21 protein-coding genes are annotated in these 20587 nt (G+C 72.3%); 9 read left to right on the plus strand and 12 right to left on the minus strand.

Annotation, left to right across the window (positions count from 1 at the left end):
* Positions 1 to 83: 83 nt before the first annotated feature.
* A complete protein-coding gene (locus ACFWFR_RS07585; RefSeq protein WP_377622166.1) occupies positions 84 to 845 on the minus strand; it encodes a class I SAM-dependent methyltransferase in 762 nt (253 codons plus the stop codon).
* 130 nt (positions 846 to 975) lie between these two features.
* On the opposite strand from ACFWFR_RS07585, the gene ACFWFR_RS07590 reads away from it, so the two are divergent.
* The 3 genes from ACFWFR_RS07590 (at position 976) to ACFWFR_RS07600 (ending at position 3917) form a co-directional block, all read left to right on the plus strand.
* Positions 976 to 2001 carry an ATP-binding cassette domain-containing protein gene (locus tag ACFWFR_RS07590; RefSeq protein ID WP_377622167.1) on the plus strand — a complete coding sequence of 342 codons (1026 nt, stop codon included), beginning with the start codon at positions 976 to 978 and terminating at the stop codon, positions 1999 to 2001.
* Positions 1998 to 2837: an ABC transporter permease gene (locus ACFWFR_RS07595; RefSeq protein ID WP_377622168.1), complete on the plus strand. Its 840-nt coding sequence runs from the start codon at positions 1998 to 2000 to the stop codon at positions 2835 to 2837. Before ACFWFR_RS07590 ends, ACFWFR_RS07595 begins: the two co-directional genes overlap by 4 nt.
* An 84-nt stretch (positions 2838 to 2921) precedes the next feature.
* Positions 2922 to 3917: a TetR/AcrR family transcriptional regulator gene (locus tag ACFWFR_RS07600; RefSeq protein ID WP_377622170.1), complete on the plus strand. Its 996-nt coding sequence runs from the start codon at positions 2922 to 2924 to the stop codon at positions 3915 to 3917.
* 77 nt (positions 3918 to 3994) lie between these two features.
* Here ACFWFR_RS07600 and ACFWFR_RS07605 read toward each other — a convergent pair whose 3' ends face one another.
* Positions 3995 to 4486 (minus strand): MarR family winged helix-turn-helix transcriptional regulator, encoded by a 492-nt coding sequence (locus ACFWFR_RS07605; protein WP_191801194.1) that lies wholly within the window; start codon positions 4484 to 4486, stop codon positions 3995 to 3997.
* Between the two features lie 92 nt (positions 4487 to 4578).
* On the opposite strand from ACFWFR_RS07605, the gene ACFWFR_RS07610 reads away from it, so the two are divergent.
* Complete coding sequence (locus ACFWFR_RS07610) at positions 4579 to 4968, plus strand: cupin domain-containing protein (protein ID WP_191801196.1); 390 nt, start codon at positions 4579 to 4581, stop codon at positions 4966 to 4968.
* Between the two features lie 91 nt (positions 4969 to 5059).
* Here ACFWFR_RS07610 and ACFWFR_RS07615 read toward each other — a convergent pair whose 3' ends face one another.
* From ACFWFR_RS07615 to ACFWFR_RS07655, 9 genes are all read right to left on the minus strand, one after another.
* Entirely contained in the window at positions 5060 to 5941 is an 882-nt protein-coding gene (locus ACFWFR_RS07615) for a general stress protein (RefSeq protein ID WP_377622172.1), read from the minus strand.
* A 126-nt stretch (positions 5942 to 6067) separates the two neighbouring features.
* Positions 6068 to 6904, minus strand: coding sequence for a ketose-bisphosphate aldolase (locus ACFWFR_RS07620; protein ID WP_377622174.1), 837 nt, complete (start codon positions 6902 to 6904; stop codon positions 6068 to 6070).
* On the minus strand, positions 6905 to 7885 hold the full coding sequence (locus ACFWFR_RS07625) for a 1-phosphofructokinase family hexose kinase (RefSeq protein WP_377622175.1): 981 nt from the start codon (positions 7883 to 7885) through the stop codon (positions 6905 to 6907).
* Complete coding sequence (locus ACFWFR_RS07630) at positions 7882 to 8931, minus strand: ROK family protein (RefSeq protein WP_377622177.1); 1050 nt, start codon at positions 8929 to 8931, stop codon at positions 7882 to 7884. The genes ACFWFR_RS07625 and ACFWFR_RS07630 overlap by 4 nt, the downstream gene beginning before the upstream one ends.
* A complete protein-coding gene (locus ACFWFR_RS07635) occupies positions 8928 to 9824 on the minus strand; it encodes an SIS domain-containing protein (RefSeq protein WP_377622179.1) in 897 nt (298 codons plus the stop codon). Before ACFWFR_RS07635 ends, ACFWFR_RS07630 begins: the two co-directional genes overlap by 4 nt.
* A gap of 104 nt (positions 9825 to 9928) precedes the next feature.
* Positions 9929 to 10795, minus strand: a complete 867-nt coding sequence (locus tag ACFWFR_RS07640) for a DeoR/GlpR family DNA-binding transcription regulator (protein WP_235534247.1) — start codon at positions 10793 to 10795, stop codon at positions 9929 to 9931.
* Positions 10792 to 11706 carry a carbohydrate ABC transporter permease gene (locus tag ACFWFR_RS07645; RefSeq protein ID WP_377616027.1) on the minus strand — a complete coding sequence of 305 codons (915 nt, stop codon included), beginning with the start codon at positions 11704 to 11706 and terminating at the stop codon, positions 10792 to 10794. The genes ACFWFR_RS07640 and ACFWFR_RS07645 overlap by 4 nt, the downstream gene beginning before the upstream one ends.
* The gene (locus ACFWFR_RS07650) at positions 11703 to 12647 is read right to left on the minus strand and encodes a carbohydrate ABC transporter permease (RefSeq protein ID WP_377616028.1); all 945 of its coding nucleotides are present in this window, start codon (positions 12645 to 12647) and stop codon (positions 11703 to 11705) included. Before ACFWFR_RS07650 ends, ACFWFR_RS07645 begins: the two co-directional genes overlap by 4 nt.
* Before the next feature lie 104 nt (positions 12648 to 12751).
* Positions 12752 to 13993 (minus strand): extracellular solute-binding protein, encoded by a 1242-nt coding sequence (locus tag ACFWFR_RS07655; RefSeq protein WP_377616029.1) that lies wholly within the window; start codon positions 13991 to 13993, stop codon positions 12752 to 12754.
* 318 nt (positions 13994 to 14311) lie between these two features.
* Between ACFWFR_RS07655 and ACFWFR_RS07660 the strand changes: the two genes are divergently transcribed.
* Positions 14312 to 15634: a magnesium transporter MgtE N-terminal domain-containing protein gene (locus ACFWFR_RS07660; protein ID WP_191801211.1), complete on the plus strand. Its 1323-nt coding sequence runs from the start codon at positions 14312 to 14314 to the stop codon at positions 15632 to 15634.
* A complete protein-coding gene (locus ACFWFR_RS07665; RefSeq protein WP_377616030.1) occupies positions 15627 to 16265 on the plus strand; it encodes a DUF1003 domain-containing protein in 639 nt (212 codons plus the stop codon). The genes ACFWFR_RS07660 and ACFWFR_RS07665 overlap by 8 nt, the downstream gene beginning before the upstream one ends.
* Positions 16266 to 16318: 53 nt before the next feature.
* Here the strand turns inward: ACFWFR_RS07665 and ACFWFR_RS07670 are convergent, their stop codons facing one another.
* Positions 16319 to 17116 (minus strand): maleylpyruvate isomerase N-terminal domain-containing protein, encoded by a 798-nt coding sequence (locus ACFWFR_RS07670; protein WP_377622181.1) that lies wholly within the window; start codon positions 17114 to 17116, stop codon positions 16319 to 16321.
* Positions 17117 to 17150: 34 nt separating this feature from the next.
* Between ACFWFR_RS07670 and ACFWFR_RS07675 the strand changes: the two genes are divergently transcribed.
* The 3 genes from ACFWFR_RS07675 to ACFWFR_RS07685 form a co-directional block, all read left to right on the plus strand.
* On the plus strand, positions 17151 to 18323 hold the full coding sequence (locus ACFWFR_RS07675) for a P-loop NTPase (protein ID WP_377622183.1): 1173 nt from the start codon (positions 17151 to 17153) through the stop codon (positions 18321 to 18323).
* Between the two features lie 442 nt (positions 18324 to 18765).
* Positions 18766 to 19743 carry an efflux RND transporter periplasmic adaptor subunit gene (locus ACFWFR_RS07680; protein ID WP_191801217.1) on the plus strand — a complete coding sequence of 326 codons (978 nt, stop codon included), beginning with the start codon at positions 18766 to 18768 and terminating at the stop codon, positions 19741 to 19743.
* Positions 19740 to 20587: ABC transporter ATP-binding protein (locus ACFWFR_RS07685; RefSeq protein ID WP_377622186.1), on the plus strand; the 848-nt coding region annotated here is incomplete at its 3' end. The genes ACFWFR_RS07680 and ACFWFR_RS07685, both read left to right, overlap by 4 nt.

The following is a 20587-nucleotide window of genomic DNA, read 5'->3' on the forward strand; positions in this document are numbered from 1 at the left end:
GCCCCGAGGACTCCTCGGGGCCGCCGCCTTCGTCGTGCCCTGCGGTCGGCCCGTGCAGGGTCGCCGTCCGGGCGCCCGGCGCGTCAGACCGCGCGCGCGACGACGAGCAGCTCGCCGTCGCCCTGCCCGACAGCCTCCCTCCGCCACCCGCCGTCGACCTGCTCGACGGTGAACCCGGCCGCCTCGACGCACCGCCGCACCTCCCCCTCGGCACGGAACCGCAGGGTCGCCGTGCTCGTCAGCACGTCGCCCTCGGGCATCTCGTAGCCGAGCGTGAAGTCGACGACACCGTCACGCTCGCCCGTGACCTCGCTCCAGGTCTGCACGACGCGCCCGTCACCCAGCGCCACCGGGTCGCGGTCTCCGGGAGCGTGCCACGCCTCCCAGGCGCGGTCACGGGGGTCGCGGGTGTCGAAGACGAGGACGCCACCGGGCACCAGGGCCCGCCGGAGGTCCGCGAGGACGCCCGCCCACTCGTCGTCGGCGACGAAGAGCTGGGCCACGTGGCTCGTCATGAGGGCGACGTCGAACGCACCCGCGGGCGCGTCGGCGGACGTCCCGTGGATCCAGGTCACGCCCTGGGCGCCGGGCCGACGCCGGGCCGCGTCCAGAGAGGCGCCCGCGGGGTCGACGCCCGTCACCACGTGCCCGGCGTCGGCGAGGGCGACGGTCAGCCGCCCCGTGCCGCACCCGAGGTCGAGCACCCGCCCGCCGGGGCCCTCGGCCGCGCGGGCGAGGAAGTAGTCGTCGTCCCGACCCCACGTGTTCTGGGCGTCGTAGACCTCGACGAGGCGGGCGTCGCGGAACTCGGCCTGGTGCGTTTCGGGGTGCATGGCGGGGTGCATGGCGTCACGCTATCCGGCCGCCCGTGCGCAGGTCGCCTGAAATCCACCTCTTGTGTATGCCACACACAGTGCGTATGGTCTACACAGTGTAGGAAGTACACAACAGTCTGCGACGCACACGGAGGTAACGATGCCCGACCCGATGATCGACGTCCGGGGGCTCACCCGGTCCTACGGAGACCACGCCGTCCTGCAGGGCGTGGACCTGTCCGTCCGACGAGGCGAGATCTTCGCGCTCCTCGGACCCAACGGCGCGGGCAAGACGACCGCCGTCAACATCCTCACGACCCTCGTCCGGCCCGACGCCGGGACCGCGACCATCGCGGGGCACGACGTCGTCCGCCAGGCCGCCCGGGTCCGCGAGGTCATCGCGCTCACGGGCCAGTACGCCTCGGTCGACGAGTTCCAGACGGGCGAGGAGAACCTCGCGATGATGGCCACTCTCGCGCACCTGCCCCGCGCGACGGTCAGGGCCCGCACGGCCGAGCTCCTCGACCGCTTCGACCTGACCGACGCCGCCCGGCGGCGCGTCGAGACCTACTCGGGCGGCATGCGACGCCGCCTCGACCTCGCGATCAGCCTGGTCGCGAACCCGCAGGTCCTGATCCTCGACGAGCCGACCACGGGCCTGGACCCGCAGTCGCGCTCCGAGCTCTGGGACGTCGTCCGCGAGCTCGCGGCCGACGGCATCACGGTCCTGCTCACGACCCAGTACCTCGAGGAGGCGGACCGGCTCGCCGACACCATCGCGGTGCTCGACGGCGGACGCATCGTCGCGCGCGGGACCGCGAGCGAGCTCAAGGCCCTCGTCCCCGGCCAGCACGTGCGGGTCGACGTCGAGGACTCCCACGCGCTCGCGTCCGTCCAGGAGATCGGGCTCGAGATCTCGGGGATCGACGAGAAGGACCTCGCGGCGACGATCCCGACGACGGACCCGCTCCGCACGGTCCGCGACGTCCTGGCGCGGGCCGACGAGCAGGGCATCCCTGTCACCGGCGTGTCCGTGATCAAGCCCTCGCTCGACGACGTCTTCCTCGCCCTCACGGGGTCGCGCGCCGCGCGCACCGCCCGCCCGCCGCAGAGCACCTCGGGCACCCCGTCCGTCTCCACCCGGCCCGCGGCCTCCCCCGCGACGACGAAGGCAGGCCTGCGATGAGCACCACGGCACCGACCACCACGCGGCGACCCGTACCCGACCGCGCCTCGCGCACGGCCCCGAGGGCCGTCCGCCAGTCCCCCGCGACCGCGCTGCGCGACGTCTCGGCCATGACGGGCCGCGAGCTGCGTCGCACGCTGCGCAGCGTCGACGGGCTCGTCACGGCGCTCATGCTGCCCGTCCTCATCATGCTCGTGTTCGTCATCGTGTTCGGTGGCGCGATCGAGGACGACGGGAGCTACGTCGACTACGTGGTGCCCGGGATCCTGGTCCTGTGCCTGGGCTTCGGTTCGGCGACCGCCGCGCTCTCCGTGGCCCAGGACATGACGAGCGGAACGATCAACCGTTTCAAGACCCTGCCCATCTTCGGGCCCTCGGTCCTGTGGGCGCACGTCCTGGCCAGCACGGTCCGCAACCTCGTCTCGGCCACGCTCGTCCTGCTCGTGGCCGTCGCGCTCGGCTTCAGCCCGGGAGCCGCCCTGGGCGGGTGGGTGGGCATCGCGGGCTATCTCGCCCTCATGGTCCTCGCGTTCACGTGGCTGAGCTGCCTCGCAGGCCTGGTCCTGAGCGTTGACGCCGCGGCGAGCTTCAACATGTTCTTCCTGTTCGTGCCCTACCTGTCGAGCGGGTTCGTGCCGGTCGAGACCATGCCGACGTGGCTGCACGGCTTCGCGACGCACCAGCCGTTCACGCCCGTCATCGAGACGTTGCGTGCACTGCTCTCGGGGACGTCGACCGCGGGGCAGCTCGTGCCGGCGCTCGCGTGGCTCGTCGGCATGTTCGTGGTCTCGTGCGCCGGGGCGTCGATCCTCTACCGGCGTCGGACGGCGCACTGAGGGTGCTCGGCCCGTGCGGCCCACGCCCCCTCGCCCGTCGCGGTACGGACCGGCGATCCTGCACGGACCGGCGATGATGTACCCATGACGGACACCACCGATCCCGGCCTGCCCCACGCCATCGCCCTGGCGTGGGGCGTGGCCGAGAACCCGCAGCGCGGCCCTCGGCGCGAGCTGAGCATCGAGCGGATCGTCGAGCAGGCCATCGAGATCGCCGACACCGAGGGGCTCGGCGCGCTCTCGATGAGCAAGCTCGCGGCAGCCCTGGGGTACACGACCATGTCGCTGTACCGCTACGTCACGAGCAAGGACGACCTGCTGCTCCTCATGCAGGAGCAGGCGATGGACATCGATCTTCCCTCGGGGGCGCACCCCGAGCTCACCGCGGTCATGGAGGGGCGGATCCCCGCGGGCGAGGGGCCCACGTGGCGGCGCGGCCTGCGCGAGTTCGCGCTCGCCTCCCTCGCGGTCTACGAGGCCCACCCGTGGTTCCTCGACGTCGCGGTCCAGGGCGTCCCGCTCACGCCCAACAACCTGCGGTTCGTCGACCTGGGCCTGCGCGCGATGCACGACACGTCGTTGTCCGACGCCGACAAGCTCGCGATGATCATGCTCGTCACGAGCTACGCGCAGAGTGCCGCCCGGATCCAGCGCGAGCTGCGCGGAGCCCGGCAGGACCCCGGCGGGCGCGACGTGAGCGGGGCCGCGTACGCCGAGGTCTTCTCCGAGCTGGTGACCCCCGAGAGGTTCCCGTACCTGCACCCCGTGGTCGCCTCGGGCGCGTACCTGAGCGACGACGACGGGGTCGACGACGTCGTGTTCGGACTCGAGAGGGTCCTCGACGGGATCGGGGTCTACGTCGAGCGGACGCCCGTCGAGCGCGCCGAGTCTCCGCTCCCTCCGCACGAGGCGCGCGAGGCCGCCGAGCTCTACGCGCGCGACGCCAAGGTCAAGGAGGCGTCCAGGGCCCGCCGCGAGGCGGAGAAGGCCGTGCGCGAGGCCGAGAAGCGCCTCAAGGAGGCGCGCAAGCGTGAGCGGGACGCGGCCAAGACCGCAGCGGAACGGGCCGCGCGCGACTGAGCCGCGCTGATCGGTCTGGAGGTGGCCGGGGTCCGCTCCGGCCACCTCCTGACCGACGGGCCGTCGGTGCGGCCCGGTCAGCCCCCTGGCCGCTCGTCGGTGGTCGAGGAGCGTCGAGACAGCCAGCCGGGCAGGTCTCCGACAGGTCGTTCGTCCGCCACGTCGGCGAGCGCGTCGACCAGCGCGTCGAACCGCGCGTCACCGAGCCGGAGCCGCCACCCGTCCATGACGCGCTCGAACCCGGCCGCGCTGGCCGCCAGGAACTCCTCTGCGCGGGGCGTGCGACGCAGCAGCACCGCCCTGCGGTCTCCCGGGACCGGCTCGCGGGAGGCGTACCCGGACTTCTCGAGGCCGGCCGCCGTCTTCGCCGCCGCCTGCTTCGAGACGCCGAGCCGCTGACCGAGCTCGTTGATCGTGCACCCGTCAGGCCCGATCGCCTGGAGCGCGAACCCGTGCAACGGCCGGGCCTCGGGGTACCCCTGCTCGGCGAGGTCGTCGTGGAGCGCATCGATGCTGCCGCGGAACGCGCCCGCGAGCAGGAGCACGACGCGCCATCCAGGTTCGCTCATCTCAGGACCTCCCTGTCGACAACATGGTTGACGATATCGCGGCGGCGTGGTTCCGTTGATGGACAACCATGTTGTCAATCCAGGGAGTCGACATGTCTGACCTCAAGATCGCACGCTCGGACACCCGCGTCACCGAGACACCGAACGCCTCGATGACGACGCTCGCCTCACCCACGCAGGGCGGCACCACGACCGTGAGCCTGTGGCGCGTCTCCATGCGCGCCGGTCAACAAGGTCCTCAGCACTCGTTCGACGGCGAGCAGGCGTGGCACGTGCTCGACGGCGCAGCGACGGTGGCCGTCGACGACGAGACCGTCGACCTGTCGGCCGGAGACACCGTGGTGCTGCACGCCGGCGCCGCACGCCGGGTCAGCACCGTGTCGGGCGCCGAGTTCGTCGTCACCGGCCTCGCCGGCGCTCTGGCGACACCGATCTCGCCCGAGGGTCCCGGCGAGCCGGTCTCGCCCCCCTGGATCGGATAGCCCGCTCCGCCGCGCGAGCACGAGCGATGCCTTGCCTGGACGGCGGAGGGACGTCCCGGAGCTCCGCGCCGGGAGTGGCCGTTGGAGGGACCTAGCGCGTGCCCGACGACGTCTCGTCCGTCGCGCCGTCGGCCGCGGCCTGGGAGTCGGTCACCGGGGCAGGGCGCCCCTCGACGGGTGCGGCGTCAGCGGGAGCGGGCGGCGTGACGTCGCTGCGCATGGCTCCGTAGCGCGGCGCGCCCGAGGGCGTCGTCCAGCGCGGGTCCGGAGTCCTGACCGGAGGGGCCGGCTGGGCCGGGGCGTCGGCCGTCTGGACCGGTGTCGCGACCGGAGCGGGCGCCTGCGGGGCCGGCGGCTGCTGGGCCCCCCACGCCTGGCCCGGCTGCTGGCCGGGCGCCTGTCCCGGCTGTCCCCACTGGCCCGGCTGCGCGGGCGGCCCGGCCGGTCCCGCGACCGGCGGGACCTGACGCGCGATGGCCGCGGCGCCGTCGGGCATCTGGGACAGGAGGCGACGCGCGTCGCCCGCGCGCTCCGCGAGGCACAGCAGCGAGTACGACGACGCCACGATCTGGCTCGACGACGTGAAGTCGCGCTTGCCCCCCGTGAGCGAGTACGACAGGACCGAGAACAGCAGGCCGAAACCCGCACCCAGACCGATCGCGGCGAGCATCAGCCCGCCACCGCTGTTGAACATGTACAGCAGCAGACCCACGAACAGGCGGAACCACGCACCGGACGCGAGGCCCGCGAGCGCCACCCGGCCGTACGTGAGACGGCCCATGACACGCTCGACCATGCGCAGGTCGGTGCCGACGATGGTCACGTACTCGACGGCGAACTTGTTGTCGGAGAGGTAGTCGACGGCCTTCTGCGCCTCGAGGTAGGTCGCGTAGGACGCGATCTGCTCCCCGCTCGGCGGCGTCGGGACCTTGGGCGCGGAATTGGCATTTGTTTTTACGACACCCCCAGTCACCCTAACTTGTGGGGGTGAGGCGTGGGGGTTCCCTCGGGGGTTAGCGCCGGGCGCGGGCCCGCGTCGTGGCCGCGGGCCGGCACCCTCTCCCTCGACGACGTCCCTCGGCCTCCCGGGAGGACCCCGTCAGGCCGCGTTCAGCACACCCAGCAGGCGCACGACCTCGTCGCGCATCGCGTCGCGGCCCGCACCGAGGTACTTGCGCGGGTCGACGACGGCCGGGTTCTGGTCCAGGTAGGTGCGCAGCGCCCGCGTCAGGGTGTTGTTGAGGTGGGTCGAGATGTTGATCTTGGTCATCCCCTCCTCGACGGCACGCGTGAGGTCGGCGTCAGCGACGCCCGAGGACCCGTGCAGCACGAGCGGCACGGGCACGACCGCCCGCAGCTCGGCGATCCGCTCGAAGTCGAGCGCGGCCGTGCGGTCGGTCATGGCGTGCGACGAGCCGACCGCGACCGCGAGCGCGTCCACGCCGGTCGCGGCGACGAACGCCACGGCCTCGGCCGGGTCGGTGCGCACGCCCGGGGCGTGGACGCCGTCCTTGCCGCCGACCTTGCCGAGCTCGGCCTCGACGAAGACCCCGCGGGCGTGGGCCTCGCGCACCACGTCGGCCGTCGCCTCGACGTTGGCCTCGTAGTCGAGCGCGGACCCGTCGTACATGACCGAGTTCAGGCCCAGCGCGATGGCCTCGCTCACGAGCGCGCGGTCCTCGGCGTGGTCCAGGTGGACCACGACCGGTGCGCTCGACGCCCGGGCGATCGCGAGCGTCGCGAGAGCGATGGGTGCGAGGCCGCCGTGGTACTTCGCGGCGTTCTGGCTGATCTGCAGGACGACGCCGGTGCCGGCGCGGGCGGCCGCGGCCACGAAGGCCTCGGCGTGCTCGACCTGGATCACGTTGAACGCGCCGACCCCCCGACGCTCGGCGCGGGCTCCGTAGATCAGCTGGCTGGCGGTGACGAGCGGCATTCAGTCCTCCGTGGTTCTCGGGGTGTCGTTCACGTTCTCGGTCAGGACGCGGTCGGCGAGCAGCCGCACGTCCTCGGGGTCGACCTCGCCCGCGACGGGCTGCAGCACCGCTGCGGCCGACGTGGCGACGGTCAGGGCCAGGCGCTCGGCCCAGGGCCGGCCGACGCTCACCGCGAGCGCCGCCATGGCCGCGTCACCGGCGCCGGTCGGGTTGCCGTGCACCGGGGCGTCGAGCCGGGCCCGCGCCGCGGGCGCCGTGGACCCGGGCTCGAACGCCGCGAGCCCCTTCTCGCCGTCGGTCACGACGACGTCGTGCGCACCCAGGCGCTGCAGCGCGGCCACGCCCTGGGCCAGGTCGGGCGTCCCGGTCGCCTCGGCGAGCTCGGCTCGGTTGGGCTTGATGAGGTCCGCGCCCGCCTGGGCGGCCCAGAGCAGCCCGGGCCCCGACACGTCGACGTGGACCGGGCAGCCGGCCTCGCGCAGCGCACGCACCAGACTGGTGAACCGGTCCTGCGTCGTGCCGGGAGGCAGCGAGCCGGAGATCGTCACGACCGGGCGGTCCGAGGTGAGGCCGACCGCGGTGCGGACGAGCAGCCCCCACTCCTCCTCCGTGAGCACGGCCCCCGGTTCGTTGAGGACCGTGGGGTGACCTCCGTCGTCGGGCCCTGCGTGCTCCGGGACCACCGCGACCGCCTGCCGCAGCGCACCCGCCACCGGGACGAGCGTCGCGGGCTGGCCCGCGGCCTCGAGGTCGGCCGCGAAGGCCGGCGCGAGGATGCCGCCCACGGGGGCGACCGCGACCGAGACGCCGCCCAGCGCGCGCACGACGCGCGCGACGTTGACGCCCTTGCCGCCCGCGCGGGCCGCGACGGACCGGACCCGCAGCGCCTCGCCCGGGTCCAGCCGGTCGACGCCGTAGGTCACGTCCCACGCGGGGTTGGGCGTGAGGCACAGGACCCGGACCTGCCTGCCGGCCGTCACAGCGCCTCCAGCACGGCAGCGGTCACGGCGTCCCACGCGAGGACCGACGCCCCGTACGTGCCGGCCGCCGACCCGAGCGTGGCCGGGACGAGCCGGGGCGCGGGGTGGATCGTGAGGTACGAGCGCACCGCGGCGTCGAGCGGGACCATGAGGTCGTCACCCGCGCGCACCAGACCGCCGCCGATCACGACGACCGGCAGCGCGAGGAGGCGGACCATCCCGGCGACGAGCTCGCCGAGCCGGTCGATCGCCCGGTCCCAGACCTCGCGGGCCACGACGTCGCCCGCGTGGGCACGTGCCAGGACCTCGGCCGAGCCGGGGACCTCGTCGGACGTCGCGCCCGTGAGCTCGCGGTAGCTGCGCGCCATGCCCGCGGCCGACGCGAACGTCTCCGCACAACCGGTGCCACCGCAGGGGCACGGCGCCCCGCCGTGCGCACCACCGTGACCGATCTCGCCCGCGTACCCGCCACCCACGTAGACCTGACCGTGCAGCACGACCGCCGCGGCGATGCCCGTGCCGATCGACACGTAGGCGTGGTCGGGCGCTCCGCGGCCCGCACCCAGGCGGGCCTCGGCGAGGCCCCCCGCGCGCACGTCGTGGCCGAAACCCACGGGCAGGCCCGTCGCGTCCGCGACGACCTGCCGCAGCGGCAGGTCGACCCAGTCGAGGTTCTCGGCGCTCACCACGAGGCCCGCCGACTCGTCGACCGTGCCCGGCACCGCGAGGCCCACACCCAGGACCTGGTACCCCGCGGGCACCTCGGCGCGCAGCGCCTCGACGGCCGCCAGGACCGCGGCGACCGAGGCCTCGGGGCCGTCGGCCGCGCGGGTCGGGGTGACCCGTTCGACGAGGATCTCGTCGAGCGCGTCCGGGTCGCCGCCCCGCGTGACGATCGCGGACTTGATGTCGGTCCCGCCGACGTCGAGCGCGATCACCGCCCGACGCAGGCCCGCCCCCGGGGCCCCGGTCGCCGCCCCTCCGTGGGACGGCGACAGGAGCTCCGGGACGGCGGGGAAGGCGAGCTGCTCTTCCCCGACCATCATGATGCCGAGTCCTCCAGGATGATCGAGCGCGTCAGGTGGCGCGGGGCGTCGGGGTCCAGGCCCTTGCGCTCGGCGTTCGCGACCGACAGGAGCTGGCAGCGCACGAGCGTGAGCTGCGCGTCCTCGTCGAAGCGGACCACGAGGGCACCCGTGCGCTCGATGTCCTCGACCAGGCCCGGGACCTCGGCACCGAGCAGGAAGACGGCGCTGGTCTCGTCGGAGATGCTGATGGGCCCGTGACGGTAGTCCATGGCCGGGTACGACTCCGCCCACGCGAGAGACGCCTCGCGCATCTTGAGCCCGGCCTCGTTCGCGAGCCCCACGGCCATGCCGCGACCCAGGAACGTGAACTGGGTGCGGGCCAGCACGGCCTCGGGAACCTCCCAGCCCACGACCTCTTCCGCCGCGGTCGCGAGCGACTCGATGTCGTCGCCCAGGCCTGCGCGCAGGAGCGTGAGCGCGGCCGTCGCGAACCGGGTCTGGACCACGGACTGCTCGTCGGCGAAGGGCATCACGACCACGTCGTCCGCTGCGCTCGCGCCGGGCGAGGTCGGGTCGCCGACGATCGCCAGGGTGCGCTGCTTGCCGTCGAGCACCTCGAGGAGGTGCAGGATCTCGGTGGTCGTCCCGGAACGGGTGATCGCCACGACACGGTCGTACTCACGGCCCACCGGGTACTCGCTGCCGGCGAACGCGTCCGTGACCCCCTGACCCAGCTCCTCGCGGCGGGCCGCGTAGGCCTGGGCGATGAACCAGGACGTGCCGCAACCGACGATCGCGACGCGCTCGCCCGGCTGCGGGAGGACCGCGGAGCTCTCGGCGGCGAGGCGGGCCGCCTCGCGCCAGACCTGGGGCTGGCTCGCGATCTCGACGCTGACGTGGGAGGTGCTCATGGTGATGTCAAACCCTTCTGGTGTGGCCACCGGGCTGCGCGGTCGGCGCGGTCCGGCGTCCGTCGTGGTGCGGACGTGTGAGGCGGGAGCGGCGGGGTCTCGTCCTAGACGACGATGACCTCGACGCCTGCATCCCGCAGGGGCGCGAGCTGTTCCTCGGTCGCGCCCGAGTCGGTGACGAGCGTGGTGATGCGGGAGATGTCGCAGATCTGGGCGAACGAGCGCTCGCCGACCTTGTCGGAGGTCCCGACGGCGATCACGTGGCGCGAGTGCTCGACGAGCGCGGACGTGACCCCGGCCTCGTCGGGGTCGCCGCACGTGAGCCCCGCCTGGGCGTCGATGCCGACCATGCCGAGCACGAGCACGTCGAGCCACAGGGTGCGGGCCATGCTCACGGCCATGGGGCCCGTGAGCTCGTAGGACTGGGCGCGCGCCGTGCCGCCCAGGCACACCGTGCGCAGCTGCGGGCGCAGGACCAGCTCGGCGGCGATGTTGAGCGCGCTCGTCACGATCGTGTAGACGTGCTCGCCGTTGCGGGCCGCGTGCTCGGACCCCTGGTCCGAGAGCTCGCCGAGCGCCTTGGCGACCAGGGTCGTGGTGCGCCCGCCGTTGAACCCGATGACGGCCTGGTCCGCGTGGCGCTGCGTGACCAGGTGGGCCGCCGCCTCCGCGAGACGCTGGCGGTCGTCGAGCTGCTTGCCGTACCGGCCGGGCAGGCCGTACGCGACCGAGGCCGCGACGATCCCCCCGTGGGTACGGTGCGCGAGCTGGCGGTCGGCCATCTGGTCGAAGTCCCGGCGCACGGTCGACTCCGAGGTGCCGAACAGCTCCGCCACCTCGGTGACGGAGAGCCGGCGGCGGTCCGCCAGGAGCGCGAGCATGCGCTCCCAGCGGACCGACTTGCTGAGTCCGCCCGACGGCTCGGCGGCAGCGCCGCCGAGCTCGTGGGTCGCGTCCTCGATGCGTGTCACTTGATGCTCCCTGCGGTCAGACCTCCGACGAGACGCTTCTCGATGATCGCGAAGAGGATGATGACAGGCACGATGGCGACGATCGAGACGCCGAACACGTACTGCCACGCCGAGTCGTACTGACCCACGAACTTCGTCAGCGCCACGGACAGCGGCTGGTTGCCGGCTGTCGAGAGAATGACGAGGCTGGCGGCGAACTCGTTCCACGCAGCGACGAAGGTGAAGATGATCGCCGTCACGATACCGGGCCAGACCAACGGCAGGTTGATGCGGAACAGCGTCGCCCAGCGCCCCGCACCGTCGATCTGCGCGGCCTCGTCGATCTCCTTCGGGACGCTCGCGAAGAAGCTGTGCATGATCCACACCGCGAACGCCAGGTTGAAGGCTGCGTTGACCAGGATCATCGCGAGCCAGGTGTCGACGATCCCGAACGCGAGGAACTGTCGGAACAGGCCCGCCACGAGCACGGCCGGCTGGAGCATCTGCGTGACCAGCACGAGGAACAGGAAGGCCATGCGGCCCGGGAACCGGAAGCGGGCCGTGAAGTACGCGGCCGGCAGCGCCACGATCAGGACCAGGACCGTCGCCGCGACCGAGATGACGATCGTGGAGACGAGGTTCTGCGGGAGCGGCGTCTCCGGCGTGGACCACATGGTGACGTAGTTGTCGAGGTGCCACTGCTCGGGGAAGTACGTCGGTGGGATCCGCAGGATCTCGGCACGGCTCTTGAGCGAGCCGAACAGCATGATGCCGTAGGGCAGCAGGAAGAGCAGCGCCACGAGGATGCCCGCGACGACCCGCCCGGGGATCGACCCGCCCGAGCCGGGGCCGCCGGTCGCGTACCTCGAGGCCTTCTTGAGGGGCTGGGCGGGACGGGCGTCGGGCTCGCGCGTCAGGACTCCGTTGCTCACTCGTCCACTCCCTTCATCGGCTTGACGATGCGCATGTAGAGCGCGATGACCGCGATCACGATCACGAAGTTCACGACCGACAGGGCGCTCGCCTGGTCGACCGCACGGTCGGACTGGATGAGCTTGAAGATGAGCGTGGTCGTGGTGTCCGCGTCGTACCCCGGGATCGACCCCGTCATGAGTCGCAGGATCGGCAGCGAGTTGAAGACGTTGATGATGTTGATGATCGCGGCGACGGCGAGAGCCGGCTTGAGCTGCGGCAGGATGATCGAGAAGTAGACCTGCCGGTGCGAGGCGCCGTCCATGCGTGCCGCCTCGACCACGTCGCCCGGGATCGACTGGAGCCCGGCGAGGAGCGTGTACGTCGTGAACGGCAGCGAGACGAACACCGCCACGACGATCGCGACGACGAACGCCGACGTGGCGTTCTTGGTGAAGCCGAAGTCCGGGCTGTCGAGGATGCCGACGTCCGCCAGGAACTGGTTGATGATGCCGTAGTTGGGCTGGAGCCCGTAGTACACGACGGTCGTGGTCATCACGACGCTCGCGGCCCACGGGACGATGACCGCGAGGCGCACGATCTGCCGACCCGGGAACTGCTTGTTGAGGAAGTTCGACAGCGCGAGCGACAGGACGACCGTGAGGGCGACGACGGCGACGACCCACACCGCGGTGTTCGCGAGCACGCGAGGCAGCGCGGGGATGGCGAAGACGTCCAGGTAGTTCTGGAACCCGGCGCTCCCCCGGTCGATGCCCGACTGCGAGATGTCACGGGTCGAGCTGAAGACCATGTACCCCGCGGGGAACAGGACGATCAGGATGATCAGCGCGAGGCTGGGACCGATCCAGGGAAGTGCGGTGAGCAGGTCCCGGAACGAGCGGCGTGGCCGCTCGGGTGAACCGGCGGCTGGCGCCGGGGCGGTGGTGGTGGTCGAGCTCATCGAGGTCCTTCGGTGCCGGGTCCTGGTCCCCGCGGGGCGACCGGTCGAGCCGGCCGCGCGCCGCGGGGACCAGGACTGCTGGACGGGCAGTTACCGGTCCGGGGTCAGGAGTCGGCCTTGGCCTGGATCTCCTGGAGGACCGCTGCCGCGTCCTTGCCCTGCGCGACCTGTCCGATGAGCGACTGCATCGCCCCCTGCGTGGCCGACCACTGCGGGTTCGTCGACGGGTAGAACTGCGCGTCGGGCAGGAGCGCGAGGAACGGAGCGATCGACTCCTTGGTCGCGAGCTCCTCCGAGCCGGACTTCGTGACGGGGATGAAGCCCTCGGCGTCGACCCACGGCACGTACACGTCGGGCGTGTAGTAGTAGTCGAGGAACTTCGTGATCGCGTCCTGCTTCTTGCCGTCGTTCTTGAACGCCATCAGGTGGTCGGCGACCCCCAGCGTGACGGGCGACCCGTCCTTGGTGGCGATCGGCGCGGTGCCGTAGTTCAGGTCGGGGTTCTTCTCGGCGATCTGCCCGATCGTGGGCGGCAGGCCGACGATCATGCCGATCTTGCCCTGGATGAACGTGTCGATGAGGGGCGTGCGGTCGGACGCTCCGGCGTCGGGCTGCGTGAGGCCGCTCGTGGCGAGCTTCTGGAAGAACTGCGTCGCCTCGAGGTTCTCCGGGGTGTCGACCGTGATCTCGGACGCGTCGCCGTAGCCGCCGCCTCCGCCGAAGAACCAGATGCCGGCCTCGGCCTGAGCCTCCTCCGAGCCGAGCGGCAGGCCGTAGCCGTACACGTCGCCCAGCGCCGAGATCTTGGTCGCCGCTGCCTCGAGCTCGTCCCACGTGGTGGGGGGCGCCGCGACGCCCGCCTGCTCGAAGATGTCCTTGTTGTAGAACATGGTGCGGGCCGAGGCGATGAGCGGCAGGCCGTACTGCTTGCCGTCGATCGAGGCGTTCTCGACGAACGACTCCTGGAAGTCCGCGATGGTCTCGGGCGAGAGGACCTCGTCGGCCGAGTAGAGCAGGTCGTCCTCGACGAACCCTGCGAAGGCGTCGATGTTGAGGATGTCGGGGGCCTGGTTCGACTGGACCTTGGTGCGGACCACGTCGTTGATGTTGTCCCAGGACTGGACCTCGAGCTTGACGTCGATGTCCGTGTTCTCGGCCTCGAAGCCCTTGATCACGTCCTCCCAGAGCGACTTCGTCTGGTCGGAGTAGGTGGGGACCAGGAGGTTCAGGGTCGTGGCGCCGTCGGCCGCCGTGCTGTCGCTGCCGCTGTCGCCGCCGAAGCCGCACGCCGAGAGGGCGAGGCCCGCGACGATCGTCATGCTGACGAGCCGGATCGGGTTCTTCATGAGTACTTCCTCCGCTTCATTGCTTTGAGGTGTTGCTCGAGCTGTGTCGCCGCAGGGTGCTCTGCCGCGATGAGGGCTCCGTCACGTTCCGTCATCCAGGATGACAGATCTTGATCGATTGCGCCTCGTTGGTTCCAGATTCAAGCAGGTTCAACTCGTCTAGTCCAGTGGTCTCTCCCTGAAAGAAGGTCACGACTTGGCCACGGTCCGCACGCCCTCGCGGGACGACGCCCGTCGTGCGAGCAGTGCGCCCGACCGCACCCGCCTCGCGCGGCCCGTCGGGGCGCCGCCCCCACGGGTGGTGCGTAGTCTTGCGACGTGAGTGCAACTACCCGCGTCTTCGTCGCGCGCCTGGCCGGTACGGCGGTGTTCGATCCCCTCGGTGACCAGGTCGGACGCGTGCGTGACGTCGTCGTCCTGCTCCGTCCCAAGGGCGCACCGCGCGCGGTGGGCCTCGTGGTCGAGGTCCCCGGGAGACGGCGCGTGTTCCTGCCCCTGACCCGCGTCACGAGCATCGACGCCGGGCAGGTCATCAGCACCGGGCTCGTCAACATGCGCCGCTTCGAGCAGCGCGCCATGGAGACCCTCGCGGTCAGCGAGCTCCTCGACCGCACGGTCCAGTTCGTCGACGGTTCGGGGTCCGCGACCGTCGAGGACCTCTCGATCGAGAAGCAGCGCACGGGCGACTGGCTCGTCAACCAGCTCTTCGTGCGCCGACAGACCGCCCCCAACGCGCTCGGCATCCGGCGGCGCGGCGATGCGTTCGTCGTCGAGATCGGTGCCGTCACGGGGCTCGCCGGCACACCCGAGACCCAGGGCGCGGCCCGTCTGCTCGCGGCCTACGACGACCTCAAGCCGGCCGACCTCGCCGACGTCCTGCACGACCTGGGAGACACGCGCCGCCTCGAGGTCGCCACGGCGCTCGACAACGAGCGCCTCGCCGACGTCCTGGAGGAGCTGCCCGAGGACGACCAGGTCGCGATCCTCTCGGGCCTCGACACCGACCGTGCCGCCGACGTCCTCGAGGCCATGCAGCCCGACGACGCCGCGGACCTCCTCCACGAGCTCCCGCAGGAGCAGGCCGCCGAGCTCCTCGAGCTCATGGAGCCCGAGGAGGCGCGCGACGTCCGACGTCTGCTCGCCTACGACGAGGACACCGCAGGCGGCCTCATGACGACCGAGCCCGTGATCCTCGGCCCAGAGACGACGATCGCCACCGCGCTCGCCCAGATCCGCCGCCAGGACGTGCCCCCGGCGCTCGCCGCGATGGTGTTCGTCGTGCGCCCGCCGCTCGAGACCCCCACGGGCCGCTTCCTCGGCATCGTGCACTTCCAGAAGCTCCTGCGCGAACCCCCGCACGTCTCGGTCGGGTCGGTGCTCGACTCGGACATCGAGTGGGTGCGACCCGACGCGCCGCTCGGGCGCGTCACGCGCCTGCTCGCGGCCTACGACCTGCTCGCGCTGCCCGTGCTCGACGACGAGAAGCGCCTGCTCGGCGCCATCAGCGTCGACGACGTGCTCGACCACATGCTCCCGGACGACTGGCGCGAGACCGACGACGAGTCCGAGGAGACGAGCCTGGGCACCCAGACCCCCGCGTCGTCCGCGTTCCCCGTCCGCCGAGGAGGTCACCGTGGCTGAGCGCCTCGACACCCCCAAGGCCGCGCGCCGCACCCTGCTGCCCCGCGTGAGGGTCGAGCAGGACGCGTTCGGCAAGATCTCCGAGGGCATCGCCCGCTTCATGGGCACCCCGCGGTTCCTGCTCTACATGACGGTCTTCTGCCTCCTGTGGCTCGGGTTCAACACCTGGGGACCCGAGTCCCTGCGGTTCGACTCTGCCGCGCTCGGCTTCACGGCCCTGACCCTCATGCTCTCGCTCCAGGCGTCCTACTCGGCGCCGCTCATCCTGCTCGCGCAGAACCGCCAGACGGACCGCGACCGCGTGAGCGCCGAGCAGGACCGCCAGCGCGGCGAGCGCAACCTCGCGGACACCGAGTACCTCGCACGGGAGATGGCGGCGCTGCGCATCGCGCTGAGCGAGGTCGCGACGCGCGACTTCGTCCGCTCCGAGATCCGCAACCTGCTCGAGGAGCTCGACGAGAAGGAGACCGAGCGCGCGGAGGCGGCCGAGGCCGCCCGCGGCGACGGTACGGAGCCCGGGCTCGACGCCCCGCTCCCCCGGTCCTCCCCGTCCTCGCGGTCGGGGGCGCGCGACGCGCGCCGGTCCTCGGGCGGCGGCCGCCGTGCGGACGCCCCGCCGGAGCCGCGCTGACGCGACCGGCCGTGCGGCGACACGGCGTCCCGCCCTGGCCCGAGGCCGAGCAGCTACTGCGTCTCCTGCACCGCGACCGCGCGCAGGCGGTCCGCGAGCGCCGCGTCCCCGCGGACGACCAGCCCGTCCCGTTCGCCACGCCCCCAGAGCCACAGGTCGAGGTCCCAGGCGGCCCCCGAGACCTGCGCGCTCGTCGATCCCGGCAGGTCCACGAGCTGTGCCGAGTCGAGGTCGTACGCGGTGCCCGACTCGGGCCCGGTCCCTGCGAGGCGCCCGAACGCCAGCTCCCACGAGCGGGGTGTCTCACCCGGCCCGTCGACCGCGACCGAGATCGTGCTCCCGTCGGGAGTGAAGGTCGCCCACTCGGGGATGCCGTCGACCAGCACGCGCAGGATCTCGTCGACCCCGTCCGCGGCAACCTCGGGGTCGGCGCTCGTGACGTCCCGGCCCGCGGTCTGCTCGGCGTCGACGCGATGGACGAGGGCCTCGTGCGCCTGCCGACGCCGGACCCAGCCGACGGTGCGGCCCGCGTCGTGCCACGACCAGCACGGCTCGTGGGGGTCCCGGCCCGCGAGCGCGGCGAGCAGCCTGGCGGTCGCCTCGGCGGCGAGCGTCGGCAGCGCCGCGTCGTCGTCGGGCCGTCGGAGCGTGCGCACGTCGTCGCCGTCGAGCCCACGCCCTTCCGCAGGCCCGACGACGGCGCTCCAGAAGTCCTGCACCTCGGCCAGGTGGTACGTCAGGTCCGCCGCGCCCCACTCGGGGCAGGCCGGTACGCGCGAGTCCGGCCGTGCCGCGCGGACGGCGTCGAGGAAGAGAGCCGAGTCACGGGCGATCGAGGCGAGGGCGTCCATCCTCGAACGCTAGACGCCCGCTTAGGATGGGGCCATGGCTGGCGGCTCCGCAACACCCACGACCGATGCACTCGAGGACCTCGTCCGGACGGCTCTGACCCAGGTCATGGACCCGGAGATCCGGCGCCCCGTGACCGAGCTGGGGATGGTGCGCTCGGTCGACGTGAGCCTCGACCCGGCCGCTGCCGCCGGAGGTGCGCACGTCGTGGTCGGCATCGACCTGACCGTCGCGGGCTGCCCCATGAAGTCGACCCTGGTCAAGGACGTCACGGCGGCCGCGCAGGCCGTGGCCGGCGTCGGGAAGGTCGACGTCGACCTGGGCGTCATGAGCGCCGAGCAGCGTTCGGAGCTGCGCACCATGCTGCGCGGGGGTGTGGGCGAGCCCGAGATCCCCTTCGCCAAGCCGGACTCGTTGACCAAGGTCTACGCGATCGCCTCGGGCAAGGGCGGCGTGGGCAAGTCGTCGGTGACCGCCAACCTCGCGGTCGCGCTCGCTGCGGACGGCCTCAACGTGGGCGTGGTCGACGCCGACATCTACGGTTTCTCGATCCCGCGCATGCTGGGCGTGGACCGGGCTCCGACGCGCGTGGACAACATGTTGCTGCCGCCCGTCGCGCACGGGGTCAAGGTCGTCTCGATCGGCATGTTCGTGCCGCAGGGGCAGCCCGTGATCTGGCGCGGTCCCATGCTGCACCGCGCGCTCCAGCAGTTCCTCGCGGACGTCTACTGGGGCGACCTGGACGTGCTCCTGCTCGACCTGCCGCCGGGCACGGGCGACATCGCGATCTCGGTCGCCCAGCTCCTGCCGTCGAGCGAGATCGTGGTGGTCACGACCCCGCAGGTCGCCGCCGCCGAGGTCGCCGAGCGCGCGGGGTCGATCGCGACGCAGACGCAGCAGGGCGTGCTCGGCGTCGTCGAGAACATGTCGTGGCTCGAGCAGCCGGACGGGTCCCGGCTCGAGCTGTTCGGGTCCGGGGGCGGGGCCAAGGTCGCCGAGAACCTGTCCAAGGCGACGGGCGGCACCGTGGAGCTCCTCGGGCAGGTCCCGCTCGACGTGACCCTGCGCGAGGCCGGTGACGCCGGCACGCCCGTCGTGCTGACGAACCCCTCGTCGCCGGCCGCGGTCGCGCTGCGCCAGGTCGCGACGCACCTCGCGACCCGCAGCCGCGGGCTCGCAGGCCGCCGCCTCGGGCTCTCGCCCGTCTAGGCCTCGTCCCCTCGCGCGTCCCGCACCCGGGCCCGGTCCGTACGGACCGGGCCCGTCGTCGTCGGGCCTCTCCTCTTCCCGGGCCCAGCCGGGGGATCCCGCCGGGCGAGTGCCGACTGCACGTCCGCACCTCACGCCGGGCGCGGCGACCGGAACCCGGCCCCCTCTGGTCCTCCTCCGGTGTATGGTGCGCAGATCGTTTGTCAGAAGTGCGACCAATGAGGGTTGTCCAGGGGGACACAGGCAGACATCGCGGCAGGAAACTGACCCGATCGTGATCTTTCACGCATCCATCTCATACCTGGGGTGGATACGTGGGCGCTCGCCCGCCCCCTAGTCTTCCCAGAGCATGCCTGGACCTTGAGCTGTCGGCTCATCGGATTTCACCTGGAGACCTGCCGTGGGCGTCACACGCCGGATCATCTTTCCTACCCTTCGTCTCGTGATCTGGGCGGTGATCGCGGTGACCCTGGTGGTGATCGCGTTCAAGTCGGCCCCCCAGGCGGCGGGCGACGCCGAGACCCCGTCGGCGGTCGTGACGCTTCCGCAGGTCGCGGTCGCCAAGGGACCCATCACCAACACCGTGACCCTCACGGGGTCCGTCGTCGCAGACCCGGCGAGCGAGGAGAAGGTGACCCAGCTCGGCAAGGTCACCGCCGTGCACGCCAAGGTCGGTGACGTCGTCGCGGCCGGCGCCCCGCTCCTCGAGGTCACGCTCGAGACCCCGCAGGATCCCCTGATCACCACGAACAAGGAGACGGGCGAGGAGACGGTGACCGAGCGCAAGCCCAAGGTCACCCGGACCACCATGAAGGCCGGCTCGGCCGGGACCGTCGCGACGTTCACCGCGATCAAGGACCAGGAGGTGAGCGTCGGCGAGACGTTCGCGTCGATCTCGCCCGGAACCCTGTCCGTGACGGCGTCCATGCTCCCCGAGCAGCAGTTCCGCCTCCTGACGATCCCCACCGAGGCGACGGTCACGGTCACGGGCGGTCCCGCCCCGTTCACCTGCACCTCGTTGCGCATGGGCACGGCGGCCGCGGCATCGACCACCGGGGCCGAGGAGACGGGCAACGAGCCCGGCGCGACGCCCTCGGCGTCGATCACGTGCGCGGTCCCCGCGGGCACGGTCGTGTTCGCGGGCCTGGCCGCCAAGCTCGAGGTGACCGCAGGGTCGGCCGAGGATGCCCTGCTGGTCCCCATCACCTCGGTCCAGGGCTCGGTCGAGACGGGCAACGTGTGGGTCGTGGCCGAGGACGGCACGAACACCGAGAAGGCCGTGAAGCTCGGCATCACGGACGGCTCGCAGGTCCAGATCGTCGAGGGGCTCGCCGAGGGCGACCTCGTCCTCGAGTTCGTGCCCGGCCAGGACGTCGCTCCGGTCGACGAGGGCATGATGTACGGGGGCTCGGCCGGATGAGCCTGCTCGAGCTGCACGGCGTGACCCGGTCGGTCCGCCTCCCCGACGACCGGATCCTGGAGATCCTGCGCGGGATCGACCTGACGGTCGACGCGGGCGAGCATGTCTCGATCGTGGGGCGTTCGGGGACCGGCAAGTCGACGCTCCTGAACATCCTGGGCCTGCTCGACACCCCCACGGCCGGCGAGTTCCTGCTCGACGGCGTGCCCATCGGCCGCCTGTCCGGCCGTGTCCGTGCACGCCGGCGCGGCGCCGACTTCGGCTTCGTGTTCCAGCAGTTCAACCTGCTCCAGGCCCGCACGGCGCTGGAGAACGTCGCGGCCCCCCTGCTCTACGCCCAGGGCAAGCAGTTCTGGAACCGCAAGAGGCTCGCAGCCGAGATGCTCGAGCGAGTCGGCCTGGGCGACCGCCTCGACACCATGCCGGAGAAGCTCTCGGGCGGCGAGCAGCAGCGCGTCGCGATCGCGCGCTCGCTCGTCCGCGGCCCCCGCGTCATCCTCGCCGACGAGCCCACGGGCGCGCTCGACGTCGACACGGGCGGCGAGGTCATGGACCTGCTCGACACGATCGCCCAGGAGAACGGGTCCGCTCTCATCGCCATCACCCACGACCTCGCGGTCGCCTCGCGCGCCAAGCGCCACTTCCGCCTCGCGGAGGGCGTCCTGGCGCCCATCGCGATCGGCGCCCGCAGCGCGGGTTCGCTCGACGGGCTGGGCACCACCATGGAGCACGTGCCCGACGGCGAGGACCACCAGGCGGAGCACGTCGCCGTGCCGCTGGGGACCGTGGCATCGGCAGCGGCGGCCACCGGCTCGGCCGGGGCGCACGGCCCCGGGGCCGGCCC

It is taken from the genome of Oerskovia sp. NPDC060287 (assembly GCF_042726775.1).
GTDB classification, from domain to species: domain Bacteria; phylum Actinomycetota; class Actinomycetes; order Actinomycetales; family Cellulomonadaceae; genus Oerskovia; species Oerskovia merdavium.